General features: G+C 61.2%; 15 protein-coding genes and 2 pseudogenes. 11 read left to right on the top strand and 6 right to left on the bottom strand.

The features are described from left to right. Window positions 1-9 precede the first annotated feature (9 nt). From PVU19_RS01485 to coxB, 4 genes are all read right to left on the bottom strand, one after another. The gene (locus tag PVU19_RS01485; RefSeq protein ID WP_050664213.1) at window positions 10-597 is read right to left on the bottom strand and encodes a cytochrome c oxidase assembly protein; all 588 of its coding nucleotides are present in this window, start codon (window positions 595-597) and stop codon (window positions 10-12) included. Then, window positions 597-761, bottom strand: a complete 165-nt coding sequence (locus PVU19_RS01480) for a hypothetical protein (protein ID WP_050664212.1) — start codon at window positions 759-761, stop codon at window positions 597-599. The genes PVU19_RS01485 and PVU19_RS01480 overlap by 1 nt, the downstream gene beginning before the upstream one ends. Then, entirely contained in the window at window positions 758-1,714 is a 957-nt protein-coding gene (gene cyoE, locus PVU19_RS01475) for a heme o synthase (protein ID WP_050664211.1), read from the bottom strand. The genes PVU19_RS01480 and cyoE overlap by 4 nt, the downstream gene beginning before the upstream one ends. A gap of 85 nt (window positions 1,715-1,799) precedes the next feature. Continuing rightward, the gene (gene coxB / locus PVU19_RS01470) at window positions 1,800-2,684 is read right to left on the bottom strand and encodes a cytochrome c oxidase subunit II (protein ID WP_050664210.1); all 885 of its coding nucleotides are present in this window, start codon (window positions 2,682-2,684) and stop codon (window positions 1,800-1,802) included. Window positions 2,685-2,888: 204 nt separating this feature from the next. On the opposite strand from coxB, the gene tldD reads away from it, so the two are divergent. Continuing rightward, window positions 2,889-4,310, top strand: a complete 1,422-nt coding sequence (gene tldD, locus PVU19_RS01465) for a metalloprotease TldD (RefSeq protein ID WP_050664209.1) — start codon at window positions 2,889-2,891, stop codon at window positions 4,308-4,310. 207 nt (window positions 4,311-4,517) lie between these two features. Further along, window positions 4,518-4,811 (top strand): annotated as a pseudogene (locus tag PVU19_RS01460) (transposase); the annotation flags it as partial. A 343-nt stretch (window positions 4,812-5,154) separates the two neighbouring features. Here the strand turns inward: PVU19_RS01460 and PVU19_RS01455 are convergent. Further along, on the bottom strand, window positions 5,155-6,213 hold the full coding sequence (locus PVU19_RS01455; protein ID WP_274789867.1) for a sterol desaturase family protein: 1,059 nt from the start codon (window positions 6,211-6,213) through the stop codon (window positions 5,155-5,157). Between the two features lie 364 nt (window positions 6,214-6,577). Here PVU19_RS01455 and dprA point away from each other — a divergent pair. The 4 genes and pseudogenes from dprA (at window position 6,578) to PVU19_RS01435 (ending at window position 11,883) form a co-directional block, all read left to right on the top strand. Further along, window positions 6,578-7,640 (top strand): annotated as a pseudogene (gene dprA, locus PVU19_RS01450) (DNA-processing protein DprA). 99 nt (window positions 7,641-7,739) lie between these two features. Next, the gene (gene topA / locus PVU19_RS01445; protein ID WP_050664015.1) at window positions 7,740-10,376 is read left to right on the top strand and encodes a type I DNA topoisomerase; all 2,637 of its coding nucleotides are present in this window, start codon (window positions 7,740-7,742) and stop codon (window positions 10,374-10,376) included. A 179-nt stretch (window positions 10,377-10,555) separates the two neighbouring features. After that, window positions 10,556-11,251: a CoA transferase subunit A gene (locus PVU19_RS01440; RefSeq protein ID WP_050663998.1), complete on the top strand. Its 696-nt coding sequence runs from the start codon at window positions 10,556-10,558 to the stop codon at window positions 11,249-11,251. Window positions 11,252-11,253: 2 nt separating this feature from the next. Then, window positions 11,254-11,883, top strand: coding sequence for a 3-oxoacid CoA-transferase subunit B (locus tag PVU19_RS01435; RefSeq protein WP_050663999.1), 630 nt, complete (start codon window positions 11,254-11,256; stop codon window positions 11,881-11,883). A 32-nt stretch (window positions 11,884-11,915) separates the two neighbouring features. Here PVU19_RS01435 and PVU19_RS01430 read toward each other — a convergent pair whose 3' ends face one another. Further along, entirely contained in the window at window positions 11,916-12,722 is an 807-nt protein-coding gene (locus PVU19_RS01430) for a lytic transglycosylase domain-containing protein (RefSeq protein ID WP_050664000.1), read from the bottom strand. 382 nt (window positions 12,723-13,104) lie between these two features. Between PVU19_RS01430 and PVU19_RS01425 the strand changes: the two genes are divergently transcribed. From PVU19_RS01425 to PVU19_RS01405, 5 genes are all read left to right on the top strand, one after another. Then, window positions 13,105-13,344, top strand: coding sequence for a Flp family type IVb pilin (locus PVU19_RS01425; protein ID WP_050664001.1), 240 nt, complete (start codon window positions 13,105-13,107; stop codon window positions 13,342-13,344). A 243-nt stretch (window positions 13,345-13,587) separates the two neighbouring features. Further along, complete coding sequence (gene cpaB / locus PVU19_RS01420; RefSeq protein WP_050664002.1) at window positions 13,588-14,457, top strand: Flp pilus assembly protein CpaB; 870 nt, start codon at window positions 13,588-13,590, stop codon at window positions 14,455-14,457. Between the two features lie 195 nt (window positions 14,458-14,652). Further along, complete coding sequence (locus PVU19_RS01415; protein WP_050664003.1) at window positions 14,653-16,053, top strand: type II and III secretion system protein family protein; 1,401 nt, start codon at window positions 14,653-14,655, stop codon at window positions 16,051-16,053. A gap of 15 nt (window positions 16,054-16,068) precedes the next feature. Further along, window positions 16,069-16,722, top strand: a complete 654-nt coding sequence (locus PVU19_RS01410) for an OmpA family protein (protein ID WP_050664004.1) — start codon at window positions 16,069-16,071, stop codon at window positions 16,720-16,722. A gap of 251 nt (window positions 16,723-16,973) precedes the next feature. Then, entirely contained in the window at window positions 16,974-18,212 is a 1,239-nt protein-coding gene (locus PVU19_RS01405; RefSeq protein WP_050664005.1) for a CpaE/TadZ family protein, read from the top strand. The last annotated feature ends 10 nt before the right edge of the window (window positions 18,213-18,222 follow it).

Raw genomic sequence — 18,222 nt, 5'->3', positions numbered from 1 at the left:
GTCGAAGGCTCAGTTCAGGGTTTTATCGGTTTTCTTGGCAGGCTCAAGCGCCGCCTGCTGGTCTGTCTCGGGCAGGTCGATCTCGTGGAACGTATAGCCCAGCGTGATCGTGTGGATATACTGCCCTTCGCGATCGTCGACAATCGCCGGGTCCACGTAGAACGTCACCGGCATCTGCACCCGCTCGCCGGGTTGCAGCACCTGCTCTTCAAAGCAGAAACAGTCGATCTTGGTGAAAAAGCCGCCCGCATCGTAAGGCGCGACATTGTAGCTGGCCGATCCGGCGACAACGCGGTCGGTTGGGTTATAGGCCTCGTAGAACGCCAGCCCGGTCTCGCCGATGCGCAATTCCATCTCGCGCTCGACCGGCTTGAACTCCCACGGCATGCCGCGCTCGCGGCTGGCATCGAACCGGACCTTGATGGTCTGATCGAGGATTTCGTCGCTCGCCACCTCTGACACGCCGGTCACACCGCCAAATCCGGTGACGCGGCAGAACCAGTCATAAAACGGCACCGACGCCCAGGCGAGGCCGCCCATCAGAACCACCACACCCACGGTCTGGGTCAATGTCTTGATCTTCGGATCAAGCGCCATCAGTTCCCCTCCTGCTGCTGCGTCGGCACCATGAAATCGTCATCGGTCACCTTGGCCACGGTCAGGCCGAATATCAGCGCGACAAACCCCGCCAGCACCAGACCAAGGCCAAGATTGCGGCCAAACCGCCGCTTGTGCAGCTCATGTTCCTCGCGAAAACTCATGCCCAGCCCCCAAGGCCAAAGCCCGACAGCGCAGCCTCGGCCAGAATGGCGGTGAAATGCGCGAAGAGATACCACAGCGACAGCCGGAACGCGCGCTTCTCGACGCGGTAATTATCGGCCTCCGCCTGATCCTCGTCGCGCCGCCAGATCGCCACCGCGTCGCGCAGGAAGAGCGCGTTGAACACCAGCGCCACGCCCAGATAAACCGGCCCGCCGATGCCGGTGAACGCGGCCCCGATCGCCATGATCGCCAGCAGCACCGTGTAGACGAGGATATGCAGCCGCGTCGACTTGCGGCCATGCGTGACAGTCAGCATCGGCACGCCGGCCGTGTCATAGTCGCCCCGCATGAACAGCGCGAGCGCCCAGAAATGCGGCGGCGTCCACATGAAAATGAGCGCGAACATCAGCACTGACTCGATGCTCACCGTGCCGGTCGCGGCGGCCCAGCCGATCATCGGAGGAAACGCCCCTGCAGCGCCCCCGATCACGATATTCTGCGGCGTCCAGCGTTTCAGGCCGATGGTGTAGATCACCACGTAGAAAAAGATGGTAAAGGCCAGGATCGCAGCCGCCAGCGCATTGGTGGCCAGCCACAGCATCACCACCGAAAAAACCGCCAGCGTCATGCCGAACCCGAACGCCTCGTCACGGCTCACATTGCCCGCCGGGATGGGGCGCTTCGCGGTGCGCTTCATCACCGCGTCGATGTCCGACTCCCACCACATGTTGAGCGCGCCAGCCGCACCGCCACCCACGGCTATAAAGAGGATCGCGGCCAGCCCCACCACCGGATGCACCGCCACGGGGGCGGCCAGCAACCCGACCAGCGCGGTGAACACCACAAGCGTCATCACCCGCGGCTTCAGAAGCGCGAAGAAATCCCCGAACCCCGCATCGCCGGTCTGCGCGGCGGGGGCTTGGCTGGCTGTGTTCACGCTGGCATCGCTCATCTCGGTCTCCTGTCAGGCGGCGCATCGGCGCGCCCGCCCGGCGGGGTCATTTCGGACGCGCCCCAAGGGCCGCGCCCGGCTCATGTCACTCGGCGGCAGCCACCTGGCGCGCACGCGGCGTGCCGGCATAGTCCTCGATCGCCCCGTCGAGCCACTGCTGATAGGCCTCTTCGCTCACCACCTTGACGGTGATCGGCATATAGGCATGCGCCTGCCCGCAAAGCTCCGAACACTGGCCGAAATAGACACCTTCCTTCTCGGCCTCGAACCACAGCTGCGCCAGACGCCCCGGCACCGCATCCTGCTTCACGCCGAAGGCGGGGATCGTCCAGCTATGGATCACGTCGGCACCGGTCACGGTCATCACCACGGTCTTGCCCACCGGCACGACCACGGCGGTATCGGTCGCCAGCAGGAACTCGTCACGGCTATAGCCCGCCTCGACCAGCTGCTCCTCGACCTCGGGCGTCAGGCGATTGTCGCCCCCGGTTGCCGGCGACCCGATCATGTAGCTGTCAAAGGCAAACTCGTGATCGGTATACTCATAGCCCCAGTACCACTGATAGCCCGTGACCTTGATGTTGATATCCCCCTCGGGGATTTCCTGCTGCTTGAACAGGATCGGCAGCGAGAACGCCCCGATGAACACCAGGATGACGATCGGGATGATCGTCCAGGCAATCTCCAGCGGTGAATTGTGGGTGAACTTCGCCGGGGTCGCATTGGCGCGACGGTTATACCGCACCGCCGCAAGCGCCAGCAGCGCGGTCACGAACAGCACGATGGCGATGATTATCACGTTGATCATCCCGTCCAGCCATTGCAGATCGCGCGCCAGTTCGGTCGCGGCCGGCTGAAAGCCCATCTTGCCCTGCTCGGGCTTGCCGACGATCTCAAGACCTTCCTGCGCCGCGGCAGGAAGGGTGGAAAGGGCGGCCAGAACGGCCAGAAGGCTGGAAGTTAGTCGCATTTTACACCCTGATCGGTTGAAGCGGTTCATGTCTTTGTGGCAGGTCTTGCGCCGCACGCGGCGGAATCCCGTTGTCTTGGTGCTGTCTAAAACCATATTCTGCCGCAAACGACAAGAAAGAGCATTGCGGCAAACGGACGCTTTTTTGATCTGGATCAAATTCGCACGGCCCCCGCACCCCGCCACCATATAGGACGCGCCCCCATGACTGACACCGCCTTCCGCCCCTTCGACAGCCTGCTTGACCGGGATGCGGCGCTGTCGCACCTGCAAGAGGCCACGCGCGGCGCCGATGACGGAGAGCTCTTTCTCGAACGCCGCCGCGCCGAGGCGCTCACCTTCGACGATGGCCGGGTCAAGACCGCCTCCTACGACGCCTCCGAAGGCTTCGGCCTGCGCGCCGTGCGCGGCGAGGTCACCGGCTACGCCCATTCCTCCGAAGTGAACGACGCCGCCCTCAAGCGCGCGGTCGAGACCGCCCGCCTCGCCGTGGGCGACGGCGGCGGCAGTTTGTCGGCGGCCCCCGCCCGCACAAACCGCCACCTCTATACCGACGATGACCCGATTGCCGGGGCCGCCTTCCCGGTCAAGCTCGATACATTGCGCGAGATCGACGCCTTCGCCCGCGATCTCGATCCCCGCGTCGTGCAGGTCACCGCCTCCATCGCCGCCTCACTGCAAGAGGTGGTGATCCTGCGCCCCGACGGCACGCAAGTGGCCGATATTCGCCCGATGACCCGCGTCAACGTCTCGGTGATCGTCGAACAGGACGGCCGCCGCGAGAACGGCAGCGCCGGGGGCGGCGGGCGCATCGGCCTCGACGGCCTGCTGATGCCCGCCGACTGGCAGGCCAAGACCCGAGAGGCGCTGCGCATCGCGCTGGTGAACCTTTCCGCCGAAGCCGCCCCCGCAGGCGTGATGGACGTGGTCCTAGGCCCCGGCTGGCCCGGCATCCTGCTGCACGAGGCCATCGGCCACGGGCTCGAGGGCGATTTCAACCGCAAGGGCTCCTCCGCCTTCGCCGGTCTCATGGGCCAACGCATCGCCGCCCCCGGCGTCACCGTGCTTGACGACGGCACTATCCCGGATCGGCGTGGCTCGCTCACCATCGACGACGAGGGCACCCCCTCGGCCAGGAATGTCCTGATCGAGGACGGCATCCTTGTGGGCTACATGCAGGACCGCCAGAACGCCCGCCTGATGGGGGTAGAGGCCACCGGCAACGGCCGCCGCGAGAGCTACGCCCACGCCCCCATGCCGCGCATGACCAACACCTACATGCTCGGAGGCGACGCCACCCCCGGCGATCTGGTGTCCGAGATGAAGGACGGCATCTATGCCGTCGGCTTCGGCGGCGGGCAGGTCGACATCACCAACGGCAAGTTCGTCTTTTCGTGCACCGAGGCCTACCGCGTCAAAGACGGCCAGATCGGCGCCCCCGTCAAAGGCGCCACCCTCATCGGCGACGGCGCGACGGCTCTGCAACAGATCCGGGGCCTCGGCAACGACATGGCCCTCGACCCCGGCATGGGCAATTGCGGCAAGCAGGGCCAATGGGTGCCCGTCGGCGTCGGCCAGCCCACGGTGCTGATCGGCGGTCTGACGGTCGGGGGATCGGCGGCTTAGGGGGTGGAACGCGGCATGCTGCCGCTTGCGGGAATGGTCCCAAGGCGCAGATAGTAACCTTCGCAAAGTTTGGGTAGTTTCCCGACAGAGGCCTTTCGTGTGGCAGCGGCGAATGCCCGGTGAGGGCCTATTCTGTTGAAAAGCTCTGCTTGATTGCCCCGCTGATCGCTGATTCACTTTCGTTAGGGTTGGCGGAACTGCATGTCTATGATGGGACCGCGGCAAGACACACAAGGCGCACTGCTTTACGAGTTCTCGATCGAAGGACATGTTCCGCCAGACCACATGCTTCTCTCGGTCAACCGGTCCGTCGATCTGTCCGGTATCCGCCAACATCTCGCGCCCTTCTACAGCTCCACGGGGCGGCCTTCGGTTGACCCGGAGATGATGATCCAGATGCTGCTCGTTGGTTACATTATTGGTATTCGGTCGGCGCGCCGACTTTGCGAAAAGATTCATCTCAACCTTGCGTATCGATGGTTCCGCCATCTTGATCTTACCAAGCCAGTTGATGTGCTTGTCGGTCATACTGAATTCAATCCCGAGTTTATCAAAGGGTACAGGCCACATGCTACGATGCAGCATCTCACACCAATTTTGAATCGGTTTCATGTCCGCTTCTCGTGAAATGACGTAAAGATCGCACAGTTGAAACGAACTGCCATTTCCCTTGTAGGATCGGCCTTCGTCTTGCAAGACATGGCCAATATGCCAATCTTGTCCCAATAAACCGGAGGCATCCGTGTCTTTGAAACAAGCCACGAACATTGGCTATCATGCATTTCGTCAGTTACTCGATCGAATGTAAACAGTTTGCAGATCGGCTCTTACAGTGTTTCGCCGCTCATTCGGCAGGGTGTGTTTTTCTGTCCTGCACCGGCTTAGGCTTGGACATGTTAAACGGCACGCCTTTGATCTGAGCCATCATGATGCGAAAGGCATCCCGGAACGGCACCCAGTAAAGGCGGACGCACGACGTCAGATCTTCTGCGTTACCGTCACCGATCCCGAAAGTTACATCCCTATTATCTTCAGGCATATGGTACGTTTTAAAGATTACGTCCCAGATCGGAAACATGAACGCGAAGTTTTTGTCTAAGTGATCGGGGTGCGAGCTGTGGTGCACGTGATGGTGCGCAGGGGATGGGAAGATCATCGACAGAATGCCGGGCCAGCGCAACCACACGTGGCTGTGGCGCAAGTTGTAGCCAACCAAATTGAACGCCAGCATCAACAGCGGCACACCCAAAAGCGTCGGCATGCTGGGCATGTAGCCGAAAATGCGTAAAGCCGCACCCAAGATAACGCCATACCCTGCACCAAGCACGGTATTGTAGAACACATTATCTATCGGGTGCTCACGGTAGTTAGAAACGGGATGCATGACCTCTGCACTGTGGTGGACTTTGTGAAACTGCCACAGCAAGGGCGATTTATGTTGCAAATAGTGACAGGACCAAGCCAGAAAATCAGAAATGAGCATGGCGACACACATGAAACCAAACGAAATCGCAATGCCAGCACCGGCCGATATAGTGCTTTGACTGGTCGCCTGCGTAATCGGAATGCCGCCAGAAGCCCAGCGGAAGGTCAGCGTTGTTGCCCAAGCAGTCAGGCCAAGAATTAGGAATTTTCCAAAAAAGCTATGAAAGAAAAAATACCTCAAATCGAGCCAAGCGGAAGGATGATTCCAGACCTTCTTTGGAAACAAAAACCGCAAAAAGGTCTCTTCATCCAAAATCGCCCGCGACTTTGCCCGTTTATAAATGACGTAGGCGATTATGACCGACGACATCAGGTAGACAATGAAAATCCGGTGATTCGGGTTATATACTGCAGAGATAGTGCTTTCTACATTTCGCAGAAAACTATGCCCCACCTCAAAAAAATATTCCATAATCATCTGATCCTGTCTTGAGCCATCCTAGTCCAATTTCATGATATTTTGGCAGCAGTATGGAATATTGATGACCTTGGTGCACAAAGCCCTCACTGATTGCCGGAGCCATTCCGTGTTATAGGAAATCGACAGTGAGGTTTATCACCGGCGGTAGTTGATTTGATGTTGCGGACATCTGTGCGTCGCGCAGCGAATGCCAGCAGTCCACAGGTTCTACGGAAAACAACGCCTTGCTGGTGTAGAAAGTGGTACTTTGAACCGAGCGCGAGTGCCTTTCTGGTCAGGCTTTTCGCGTTTACGGAGGCGCAGGCTAGATCTTTGCCAGTTTCCGAAGGTTCTTGGCAGTTTCGGCGAGGAGGAATTCGTCATTTGCGCCACATGGGCCTCTCGTCCTAGCCCGAGTAACCGTCTCCTCAGCGAACACGGCACAGCCCAGGCGGCCCTCGAGGCCCTGCCCGAGGTAGCCCGCGCCGCCGATGTCACCGACTACATCCCCCGCCCACCGGCGTGGCCGAGGGCGACTTGCGCGCAGGCCAAACCGCAGACACGACGATGCTAACCTGCACGGATGCTAGGTATCCCAAGGCCTTACGCGATCTGCCCGACGCCCCGCTCTTCCTTTGGGTGATGGGCGACCTTGCCGTGCTCGACCGCCCGATGATCGTCCTCGTGGGCGCGCGCAACGCCTCGTCGCTCGGCACCCGCATGGCCCGGTCCCTCGCGGCAGAGCAGTCGGAACATGGCTATACCATCGTCTCCGGCCTCGCCCGCGGCGTCGATACCGCCGCCCATCTCGCCAGCCTCAAGGGCGGCACCGTGGCCGTCATGGCCGGCGGCGCCGACGTGATCTACCCCCAAAAAACACCCCCCTTGCCGCCGATATTCTCAAGACCGGCCTGCGCCTCTCGGAACAGCCCCTTGGCCTCATCCCCCAGGCCCGCCACTTCCCCAGCCGCAACCGCCTGATCAGTGGTCTGGCACATGCTGTGGTCGTGGTCGAGGCCGCCGCTAAATCCGGGTCCCTAATCACCGCGCGCACCGCTCTCGATCAGGGCCGCGAGGTGCTCTCCGTGCCCGGTCATCCAATCGACGCCCGCGCCAGCGGGTGCAACATGCTGATCCGCGACGGGGCCACACTGGTACGCAGCGCCGCCGACGTGATCGAGGCATTGCCATCTGACAAGCCTCAGGAAACACAAGTCGAAATTCCGCTGGAGACATCCCCGGAGCCCCCCGCCCGCAGCCTGCGCGACACCGCCGCGCTGCACCAGCAGATCCTGCAGCGCCTCGGTCCCTCGCCCCTGGCCGAGGACAAGTTGATCCGCGACCTCGGCGCCCCCGCGCGTAGCGTCGCCCCGGTTCTGGTCGATCTCGAACTCGACGGCCGGATCACCCGCCAACCCGGCGGGTTGCTCTCCCTCGCCCGCTGACCCCGCGTCGGCAGGTCACAAGGGTCACATTGACAATTCCCCTTGCCAGCCCACATGTTGCGCCGCCATAAGCTGCGACCTGAGTCGGAAGGAGTGCCCATGCCCGTTGTCGTTGTCGAATCGCCCGCCAAAGCCAAGACGATCAACAAGTATCTGGGCGACGGCTATACGGTTCTGGCAAGCTATGGTCACGTCCGAGACCTGCCGCCCAAGGATGGCTCGGTCGATCCCGAGAACGGCTTCGACATGACATGGGAAGTGGGCGCTGACAGCCGCAAGCACGTCAAGGCCATCGCTGACGCGCTCAAGGACGACAATGCCCTCATTCTCGCCACTGACCCCGACCGCGAGGGCGAGGCGATCAGCTGGCATCTCGAGGAAACCCTGCGCAAACGTAAGGCCATCAAGAAAGACACGCCGGTCAGCCGCGTAGTGTTCAACGCGATCACCAAGACCGCCGTCACCGAGGCGATGAAGAACCCCCGGCAAGTCGATGCGCCGCTGGTCGAGGCCTATCTGGCGCGCCGCGCGCTTGATTATCTCGTCGGCTTCAACCTCTCCCCGGTGCTCTGGCGCAAGCTGCCCGGCGCGCGCTCGGCGGGGCGCGTGCAGTCGGTCTGCCTGCGCCTCATCGTCGAGCGCGAGATGGAAATCGAGGCGTTCAACGCCCGTGAATACTGGTCCGTGAAGGCGCTGCTCGCCACCCCGCGCGGTCAGGAGTTCGAGGCGCGGTTGGTGACACTCGCGGGCAAGAAGCTCGACAAATTCGATCTGGAGAACGCGACGCAGGCCGAAATGGCCGTGCAGGCCGTGGCCTCACGCGCTCTGACAGTCACCTCGGTCGAGGCCAAGCCCGGCACGCGCAACCCCTCGGCCCCGTTCATGACATCGACGCTGCAACAGGAGGCCAGCCGCAAGTTCGGCATGGGCGCCAAGCAATGCATGAGCGCGGCGCAGCGCCTCTATGAGGCGGGCTATATCACCTATATGCGAACCGATGGCATCGACATGGCCCCCGAGGCGGTGATGTCGGCGCGCGACGCGATCAAGGACCGCTTCGGCGAGGACTATCTGCCCAAAAGCCCGCGCATGTACAAGAACAAGGCCAAGAACGCGCAGGAAGCACATGAATGCATCCGCCCGACCGAGATGACGCGCGACGCGGGCAAGATCAAGAGCACCGACGCAGATCAGCGCAAGCTTTATGATCTGATCTGGAAGCGCACCCTCGCCTGCCAGATGGCCGCCGCCCGGCTGGAACGCACGACAGTCGAGATCGGCAGCGACGACGGTCAGGTGGGCTTGCGCGCCACCGGGCAGGTCATGCTCTTCGACGGCTTTCTCAAGGTCTATGAAGAGGGCCGCGACGACGTCGTGGGCGACGATGACGACCGCCGCCTGCCGCAGATCATGCAGGGCGACCAGGCGGTCTTCGCCAAGTCCTCGCTGCGTCCTGAATTCGCCAAGGCGCAGGACGGGGCCGAGACGACCGCCGCCGTGATGTCGGACAACGAATCCGTCCTAAGCCTGCAACATTTCACCCAGCCCCCGCCCCGGTATACCGAGGCGACGCTGGTCAAGAAGATGGAAGAGCTGGGCATCGGTCGCCCTTCGACCTATGCCAGCGTGCTCGGCACGATTCAGGACCGCGAATATGTGCGCAAGGAGCAGAACCGCCTCTATCCCGAGGACAAGGGACGGATCGTCACGATCTTCCTGATCAACTTCTTCCGCAAGTATGTGGGTTATGAATTCACCGCCAATCTCGAGGAAGACCTCGACCGCGTGAGCGCAGGCGAGGCGGATTACAAGGACATCCTCAACCGGTTCTGGCGCGATTTCTCGGCGGCCATCGCCGAGACCTCGGAACTGAGGATCTCCGAGGTGCTCGACGTGCTCGACGACGCGCTCGCCCCGACGCTCTACCCACCCCGCGAAGATGGCGGCGACCCGCGCCAATGCCCGCTCTGCGGCACCGGGCAGTTGCACCTCAAGACCTCGCGCTCGGGCGGGTTCGTCGGCTGTGGCAACTACCCCGAATGCCGCTACACCCGCCCCATCGGCGGCGATGCGGCGGAAAACGGCGACCGGATTTTGGGCGAGGATGAGGACGGCAACGAGATTTCGCTGCGCTCTGGCCGGTTCGGCCCTTACGTGCAACGCGGCGAGGCGACAGAAGAAAACAAGAAACCCGAGCGCGCCAGCCTGCCCAAGGGCTGGAAAGCCGAAGAAATGACGCTGGAAAAGGCGCTGACGCTGCTCAGCCTGCCACGTGAGGTGGGCGAGCATCCCGAGGGCGGCACAATCAAGTCGAATTTCGGGCGCTTCGGCCCCTATATCATGCATCAGGGCCCCGAGGACGCGAAACCGGTCTATGCCAATCTCAAGGATCCGGCGGATGTGTTCGAGATCGGGATGAACCGGGCTGTGGAACTGCTCGCAGAAAAGCGCGCCAATCCCGGTGGGCGTGGACGCGGCGCGGCCAAACCGTTGCGCGATTTGGGCGAGCATCCGGGCGAAGGCGGCCCGATCCATATCATGGACGGGCGCTTTGGCCCTTATGTCAAATGGGGCAAGGTCAATGCGACGCTTCCGAAGGACGTGCAGCCCGCTGATGTGACGCCGGACATGGCGGTCGAACTCATCGCCGAGAAGTCGGCGAAGAAGGGAAAGCCGCGCAAGACGGCGAAAAAGCCTGCCGCCAAGAAGCCAGCCGCCCACAAGAAGACCGGCTGACGCCGGGCGCGCCCGAAATCTTGAAAGGATTTCGGTCCGCGTTCTTTGCAAGAAAGCGGCTCCTTGCAACGGCTACGTAGTAATCCCTATTTCGTGGCATTTCGCCGCTGCCCCGCGTTGACTCCACCCCGTGATCCGCCTGATACCGGGGACGATCAAACTTCAGGAGGAGTTTCGCGATGAAGAAGGTCTATGGCTCAGCGGCCGAGGCGCTGGACGGGCTGCTGTTCGACGGGATGACGATTGCGGCGGGCGGCTTTGGCCTCTGCGGCATTCCCGAGTTACTGTTGCAGGCGATCAAGGAGGCTGGCACGCAGGACCTGACATTCGCCTCCAATAACGCAGGCATCGACGATTTCGGCATCGGCATCCTTTTGCAGACCAAGCAGGTAAAGAAGATGATGTCGTCCTATGTCGGCGAAAACGCCGAGTTCATGCGGCAATATCTCAGCGGCGAGTTGGAGCTGGAATTCAACCCGCAAGGCACGCTGGCCGAGCGCATGCGCGCCGGTGGCTGCGGCATTCCGGGGTTCTACACCAAGACCGGGGTCGGCACGCAGATCGCCGAAGGCAAGGAACACAAGGAGTTCGACGGCGAGACCTATATCCTGGAGCGCGGCATCTTCGCCGATCTTTCGATCGTCAAGGCGTGGAAGGCCGACACCACCGGCAACTGTATCTTCCGCAAGACCGCGCGCAATTTCAATCCGCCCGCCGCGATGTGCGGCAAGACCTGCATCATGGAGGTCGAGGAGATCGTCGAGCCCGGCGCGCTGGACCCCGATCATATCCATATGCCCGGCATCTACGTGCATCGCCTGATTCAGGGCGAACATGAAAAGCGCATCGAACAACGCACTGTGAGGGAGGCCTGATCATGCCCTGGGATCGCAATCAGATGGCCGCGCGTGCGGCAAAGGAGCTTGAGGACGGCACCTATGTGAACCTCGGGATCGGCATCCCGACGCTGGTGCCCAATTACATACCCGAGGGCGTGCAGGTCACGCTGCAATCGGAAAACGGGATGCTCGGCATGGGGCCGTTTCCGGTCTCTGGCAACGAGGACCCCGACCTGATCAACGCGGGCAAGCAGACCATCACCGAACTGCCCCATACCAGCTACTTCGACAGCGCCATGTCCTTTGGCATGATCCGGGGCGGCAAGATCGCGATGGCGATCCTCGGCGCGATGGAAGTGGCCGAGAACGGCGATCTGGCGAATTGGATGATCCCCGGCAAGCTCGTGAAGGGCATGGGCGGCGCGATGGACCTGGTCGCAGGCGTGCGCCGTGTGGTGGTGGTGATGGACCACACCAACAAGCATGGCGACAGCAAGCTGCTGACAGAATGCACGCTGCCGCTGACAGGCACCGGGGTGGTCAACCGGATCATCACCAACCTGGGCGTTCTGGATGTGATCGAGGGCGGGCTAAAGATCGTCGAGACCGCCGAGGGCGTGACCGAGGACGAGATTCGCGCCGCCACCGAGGCGACCATCGTCAACTGACGGGCTGGCCCGGTCCTTCGGGGTCGGGCCGTCTAATTCGACGCGAGGGTCAGGGCGCAAGCGTCGGTGATCAACTCCGGCCGCGTCTTGCACAGTCCGCGCGCCACCTCATAGGCCGCAAGCACCTTGGGGATGTAATCACGCGTTTCGGCGAAGGGCGGCACGCCCGCATGCGACTTCACTGCGTTCTCACCCGCGTTGTAGCCTGCAAGTGCGAGCAGCACGTCGCCCCCGAATTCCCCGATCAGCCAATCGAGATAGGCAACCCCGCCCTTGATGTTGTCTCCGGCTTCGAACACATCGGTAACGCCAAACCGTGCCGCAGTGGCGGGCATGAGCTGCATGAGACCCTGCGCGCCTGCGCTGCTGACGGCCTCGGGCGTACCCGAGGATTCGACCGCGATCACGGCAAGGACGAGGGCAGGCGAGACGCGGGTACCAATGGTAGCGCGCAGGATATGCGCACCATTCTCTCGCGCCACCTGCTGGATTGCCTGCAGGCGTGGGGCAGCGACCCCTTTGCCCTCGGGCGGGCGAGACAGGTGTTTCGTGGCTGCCGCGAGGCGCGAAGTGGCGTCGCTATCGATCTGCCACGGCACCGCCTCCCAGAACCAGGCGTGACGCGCCTGTTGAGGTGGCGCATCCGCCTTGGGTGCGGGTCGGACCGCACCCGCGTTATCCTCAGGCGTGATCTGCACGAGCGGTTTGCGCCGCTCGCCGGGCTTCGGGGCTTTCTCGCGCTTGAAGGTGAAGTCCGGAAAAGCAGGCGCATCCTCGGCCCGTGCGTCATGACCCGCCAGAAGGCATATCGCCACCACAGTCAGGATCAGGTTCTTCATCTGGGCTCTGCTCTGCCTCTGATTAATTGATGACAGGATTCTGCCTCTGATTAATTGGTGAAAGGATCGCAAAAATCGATGCACAACGCCAGTATTGTCTTTGATTGCGAGCAATGATCTGGCGATTTAAAGCCACATTCTGCACCCTATGCGTGTTTATAGTTACGGTGGTATTTTTTTATTTGTTTAATTTCATATGGTTGCCGAAATTCTACCGAAAATCTTAAACTTCACGAAAATGGCTTTAATACCGCCAAAATCCCGCCTGATTTGCTTGGCTATATGCAATTACACCACGCCGGCAGCGGGCCATTAAAAATGAACGGGTCCAAAACCGGGGTGGATGTGACAACTGAGCAAATGATCCTTTGGAGGGACCAAAATGAACACCTTTATCCAAAACTTCCTGAAAGACGAAGACGGCGCCGTTACGGTTGACTGGGTCGTGCTGACCGCAGCAGTCGTGGGCTTGGGCATCGCCGGCGTGACCGCCGTGAACAACGGCATCGGCACGCTCGCCACCTCAATCGGTGACGAAGTGGGTGGTATCACAGTCGCAGCGCCCGATTCGCTCGGCTTCACCGGCGCGGCACCGGCTCCGGCACCGGCACCGGGACCCTAATAGCCCCATGGTGCATCAGGGCGGCCACCAATCCGCGTGACACGCCCCGGATGACCACAGTCTGACAAGACCACAGATGACCGCAGACCCCTTGGCTCTGCGGTCATTTGCTTTCGCAATACCAGGCGTCCGGCACGATAAGGCCAACGCACTTCCCTCATTTCGCCACATTGCGACGCTATCAAAATGCCATGAGGGCACGTCGTTTCGGCAGGCGCCTCCAATATACGAGAGGGATACACCATGCGTATGGTATTCGGATTGGTACTGGTTCTGGGCCTCGGGCTCGCGGGCTTTGCCGCATACATGGCGAAAACCTATATCGACGGGTATCAGCGACAGCTGGCCATCGAACGTCAGCAGCGCGCGCCCAATATCGAAACGGTCGACGTCTATGTCGCCGCGCGCCCGCTCGCCTTTGGCGAAGCCTTGCGCGAAAAAGATGTGCGCCTCGTGGCCTATCCCAAGACCGCCCTACCAGAAGGCGTATTCACCAAGCCCGAGCAATTGTTCATCGCCGGGGCCGGGATGGAGCGTGAAGTCTTGCGCAGCATGATAGAACGCGAGGTGATCCTTTCGATGAAGGTGACCAAACCCGGCGAGGACGCGGGCATCACCTCGCGCCTCGATGCGGGCATGCGCGCCTTTGCCATCAAGGTGGATGCGACGAGCGGTGTGTCGGGCTTCCTGCGGCCAGGGGATCTGGTCGATGTCTACTGGACCGGCTCAATCGGCAAGGGAAATATGCGGACAGAAGGGGATTCCTCGGGCGAGGTGACCAAACTGATCGAAACCCGAATGAAGATCATCGCCGTGGACCAGAACGCCGATATGGACAACATGGAGGCCCGCATCGCCCGCACAGTGACCGTATCCGCCACCCCGCAAGAGGTGGCAGCCCTTGCACAGGCTCAATCAACCGGACGTCTCGCTCTGTCTCTCGTGGGGGCGCTGGACGAGTCCCTTTCCGAAGTGATCGAGGTCGACCAGCGTCGCCTGCTCGGGCTGCAGGCACAGGTCGTGGAAGAACCGGAACCGGAGGCCGCCCGCTGCACGGTGCGCACACGCCGCGGCGCGGAGGTCATCGAAACCCCCATCCCCTGCACGAACTGACGGGCTTGATGAAGCTTCGGAGAAGGGCGGCCCATCGGCCGCCCTTTCTCTTTGCGACGTCAATGCGCAACACAAGCGACAAAAAACGTGAAAATTGTATTGATTCTTGCAAAATTTGAGAAACTACCTCACAGTGCATATAAGTTCAGGCGTCAAGACCTGAGAAAATGAGGCGTGATCGGAAAGGCAGGTCACATGAAAATGAGAAGTTACGCAATCGCCGCCCTATTCGGGCTGGCAGTCGGCGCGAGTCCGCTTGCGACCGTATCGCAGGCACAAGACGTGCGTGTCCTGCGCGGCGGAGCAACGAGCAACCTCAGTGTTTCAATGAGCCGCGCAGTTGTCGTCGAAAGCGAAGTCCCGTTTGCGGAACTCAGCATCGCCAATCCGGCGATCGCCGATTTCTCGACCCTGTCGGATCGCACCATCTATGTACTCGGCAAGGCACCGGGGCGCACCACGCTCAGCCTGTTCGATGGAACAGGGCAGCTGATCACGAATATCGAGGTGCATGTCAGCACCGATATTTCCGAATTCAAGGAACGCCTGCGGCAAGTCCTGCCCGGAGAGCAGATTGAGGTGCGCACCGCCAATGACGGCATCGTTCTGTCCGGTACGGTGTCGAGCGCGGGCCGGTTGGAACGCGCGCTTGAACTCGCCGAGCGCTACGCGCCCGAGCGGGTGTCGAACCTGATGTCGGTCTCCGGCAAGCAGCAGGTCATGCTCAAGGTGCGCTTTGCGGAAATGCAGCGCAACGTCGCCAAATCTCTGAGCGCCGCTCTTTCGGTAAGCAATCTCACCAACAGCGGCGTTTTTGGAGCACTCGAGTCAGGCAACCTTATTGCCAACAGCACGCCGCCGGTCACGTTGCAACCATCCTCACAGGCCGGTCTGTTCCTGGGGCTGGACATCGGGTCTGCCGAACTGGGCATCCTGATAGAGGCCTTTGAGCAAAAAGGCATCGTGAGAACCCTTGCTGAGCCGAACTTGACGGCCCTCTCCGGGCAGGAGGCCACGTTTCTTGCCGGTGGCGAGTTTCCGATCCCGGTTGCGCAGGATAACGATACGACCTCCATCGAATTCAAGCCTTTTGGCGTCGAGTTGAATTTCATTCCCCGTGTTCTCGAGGAAGATGTCATCAACCTTGAAATGGCGGCGGCCGTGTCCTCTATCGACACTGCAAACTCGCTCACGACCAACGGACTAAACGTGCCGGCCTTCCGCCGTCGCGATACCTCGACCACGGTCTCGCTGCGCGACGGCGAGAGCTTTGCGATTGCAGGCCTTTTGCAGGACGATTTCCGTGACAATAACGCGCAGGTGCCTTGGCTCGGTGACATTCCGGTGCTTGGAGCCTTGTTCCGCAGCGCCGAATACAATCGCTCGCAAACAGAACTGGTTATCATCGTCTCCGCGCATCTCGTTTCGCCCACACGGGGTGAGGCACTCGCACTGCCGACGGACCGGGTGAAACTGCCGACAGAGGCCGACCTGTTCCTGAACGGTCGTGTCGCGCGCGGTGCGAAACAGAGCGGCGCGGTCGGCGAGGTTGCCAAGCAGGACTTCACCGGCTCTTATGGCTACGTGATGGACTAGGGAAAGGGTTGGGCGATGAAGAACTATCTTGCAATCACTGGCCTGATCGCCGTCACGGCCTGTGCGCCGCCCGACGGCGACGTCTACCGCTCCTACTTCGGAGAGGCGGGCTCGCTGGTGGATAACGGCAGCTTCGGCGCGGCGGCCATGAACAACCACATGGTCATGACCGGGGACCGCAGCTACGTACATGACCTGTCGCGCCGGTTTTCCAACGAGGTGCTGAGCACGGTGAATTTCGCCTTCAATTCGGCCGTCCTCGACGAGGGCGCTCGCGACACCCTGCGCGAACAGGCCCATTGGATCAGGCAGTTCCCCGAGGTGCGGTTCCGCGTCTACGGTCATACCGATGCGGTCGGTTCAAACAGTTACAACAAGTCGCTCGGCATGCGCCGCGCGCAGGCGGTGGTGGCCTTCCTCACCAGCCAGGGTATCAGCCGGTCGCGCCTGGAGGCGGTGGCTTCGTTCGGCGAAACGCAGCCGCTGATCGTTACCGATGGCCGCGAAAGACGCAACCGTCGCACCGTGACCGAGGTGACTGGTTTCGTTAAATCGCACCCGATCATCATGGACGGAAAATACGCGTCGGTCGTCTACCGCGAGTATGTTGCCAGCGGCACAGCCCAGTCCAATGTGAAAACCTCTAGTGCGGAAACCTCCGGCGAATAGACACGAGGCCACGAATCTCCACGTCCGGTTTGGTCCGGACCACCTCGAACCCGCCCTGAAATGGCGGGTTCTTTTGTATCCATCGATCCAACAATTACGATCTTTTGGCCCAAATGTCGCCAATATTTCCAGTCATGTTCATCGGTATCGAGCGTCCCCGCCACATGATGCGCGCGGCTCGGGCCATGCCGTAAAGGCTGGGCGATCCGCGTGAAACTCTCATTGAGTGGGGCAATTACAGGACGGATTCAATGACGAGTAGTGTGATGAAGCAGACCGATCCGGCACCGATCCTTGCCTGCACCATCAGTCGGGATGTGCAGAACTTTGATCTGTTGATCGAGGATATGGAGACCGCCCTTGGCGAGAGCTGGGGTGACCTTGGATTTGCCGAGGCCCTCGCCTTTCTCAATCAGCCCGAGGCGGAATCCCTCGAATTCGTCGCGATCGCAATTGACCAGACGGACGAGGAAGATCTTTCCTTGCTGGGCGAAGTCATCGCCCTTGCCAGCAAGAGCGGGATCAAGACCATCCTGATCGCCGAGGATGTCAGCCCGGCCGCCCTGCATCAGTTGTTGCGCAACGGCGCGGATGAGTTCGTGCCATACCCACTGCCCGAGGGCGAATTGCAGGCGGCAATTGATCGCCTCAAGAAACCCTCCACGACCGTTGTATCGCACGCGACCAAGGCCCAACATGCCCCTCCGACCGAAGGTGATGGCGTGATCCTCGCCGTGCAGGGCCTTGCCGGGGGCACCGGTGCCTCCACATTTGCCGTCAATCTCGCATGGGAACTGGCAAATGCGGACAAGGCAAAGCCGCCGCAGGTCGGAATCCTCGATCTCAGCCTTCAGTTCGGCTCTGTCTCGACCTTCCTCGATCTGCCGCGCCGTGATGTCGTGTTCGAGATGTGGTCGGATACCGAAATTCTGGACGACGACGTGTTCCGGCAGGCCCTCGTCAGCTTCGAGGACAAGATGCGTGTGCTGACCGCGCCTGCGGATATCCTGCCCCTCGACATGATCAACTCCGAGGATGTGACGCGGGTTCTGAACATGGCACGCAGGCATTTCGACTACGTGATCGTCGATATGCCGAATACCCTGGTGCAATGGACCGAGGCGGTGCTCAACAACTGTCAGATCTACTTCGCCACAATGGAGCTCGACATGCGCTCGGCGCAGAATGCGGTGCGGGTGAAACGCGCGTTGCAATCGGAAGATCTGCCGATCGAAAAGCTGCGCTACTGTCTCAATCGCGCCCCGAAATTCACCGATCTCAACGGGAAGAGCCGCGTGAAACGCATGGCTGAAACCCTCGAGATCGCAATAGAGATCCAACTGCCCGATGGCGGGCGTGCGGTCTCGCAAAGTTGCGATCATGGTCTGCCGCTTGCGTCGAGTGCCGCCAAGAATCCCTTGCGTCGCGAAATCGCCAAGCTCGCCGCATCGCTGCACGCGCTTGGCAAGGATGACGCCGAAGCGGCGTAAGAAAGGACTG

This window comes from Roseovarius tolerans, assembly GCF_028885395.1.
In the GTDB taxonomy this organism is placed as follows: Bacteria; Pseudomonadota; Alphaproteobacteria; order Rhodobacterales; family Rhodobacteraceae; genus Roseovarius; species Roseovarius tolerans.
The sequence above is the reverse complement of the archived record's forward strand: the minus strand, read 5'-3'. Positions and strand labels throughout refer to the sequence as shown.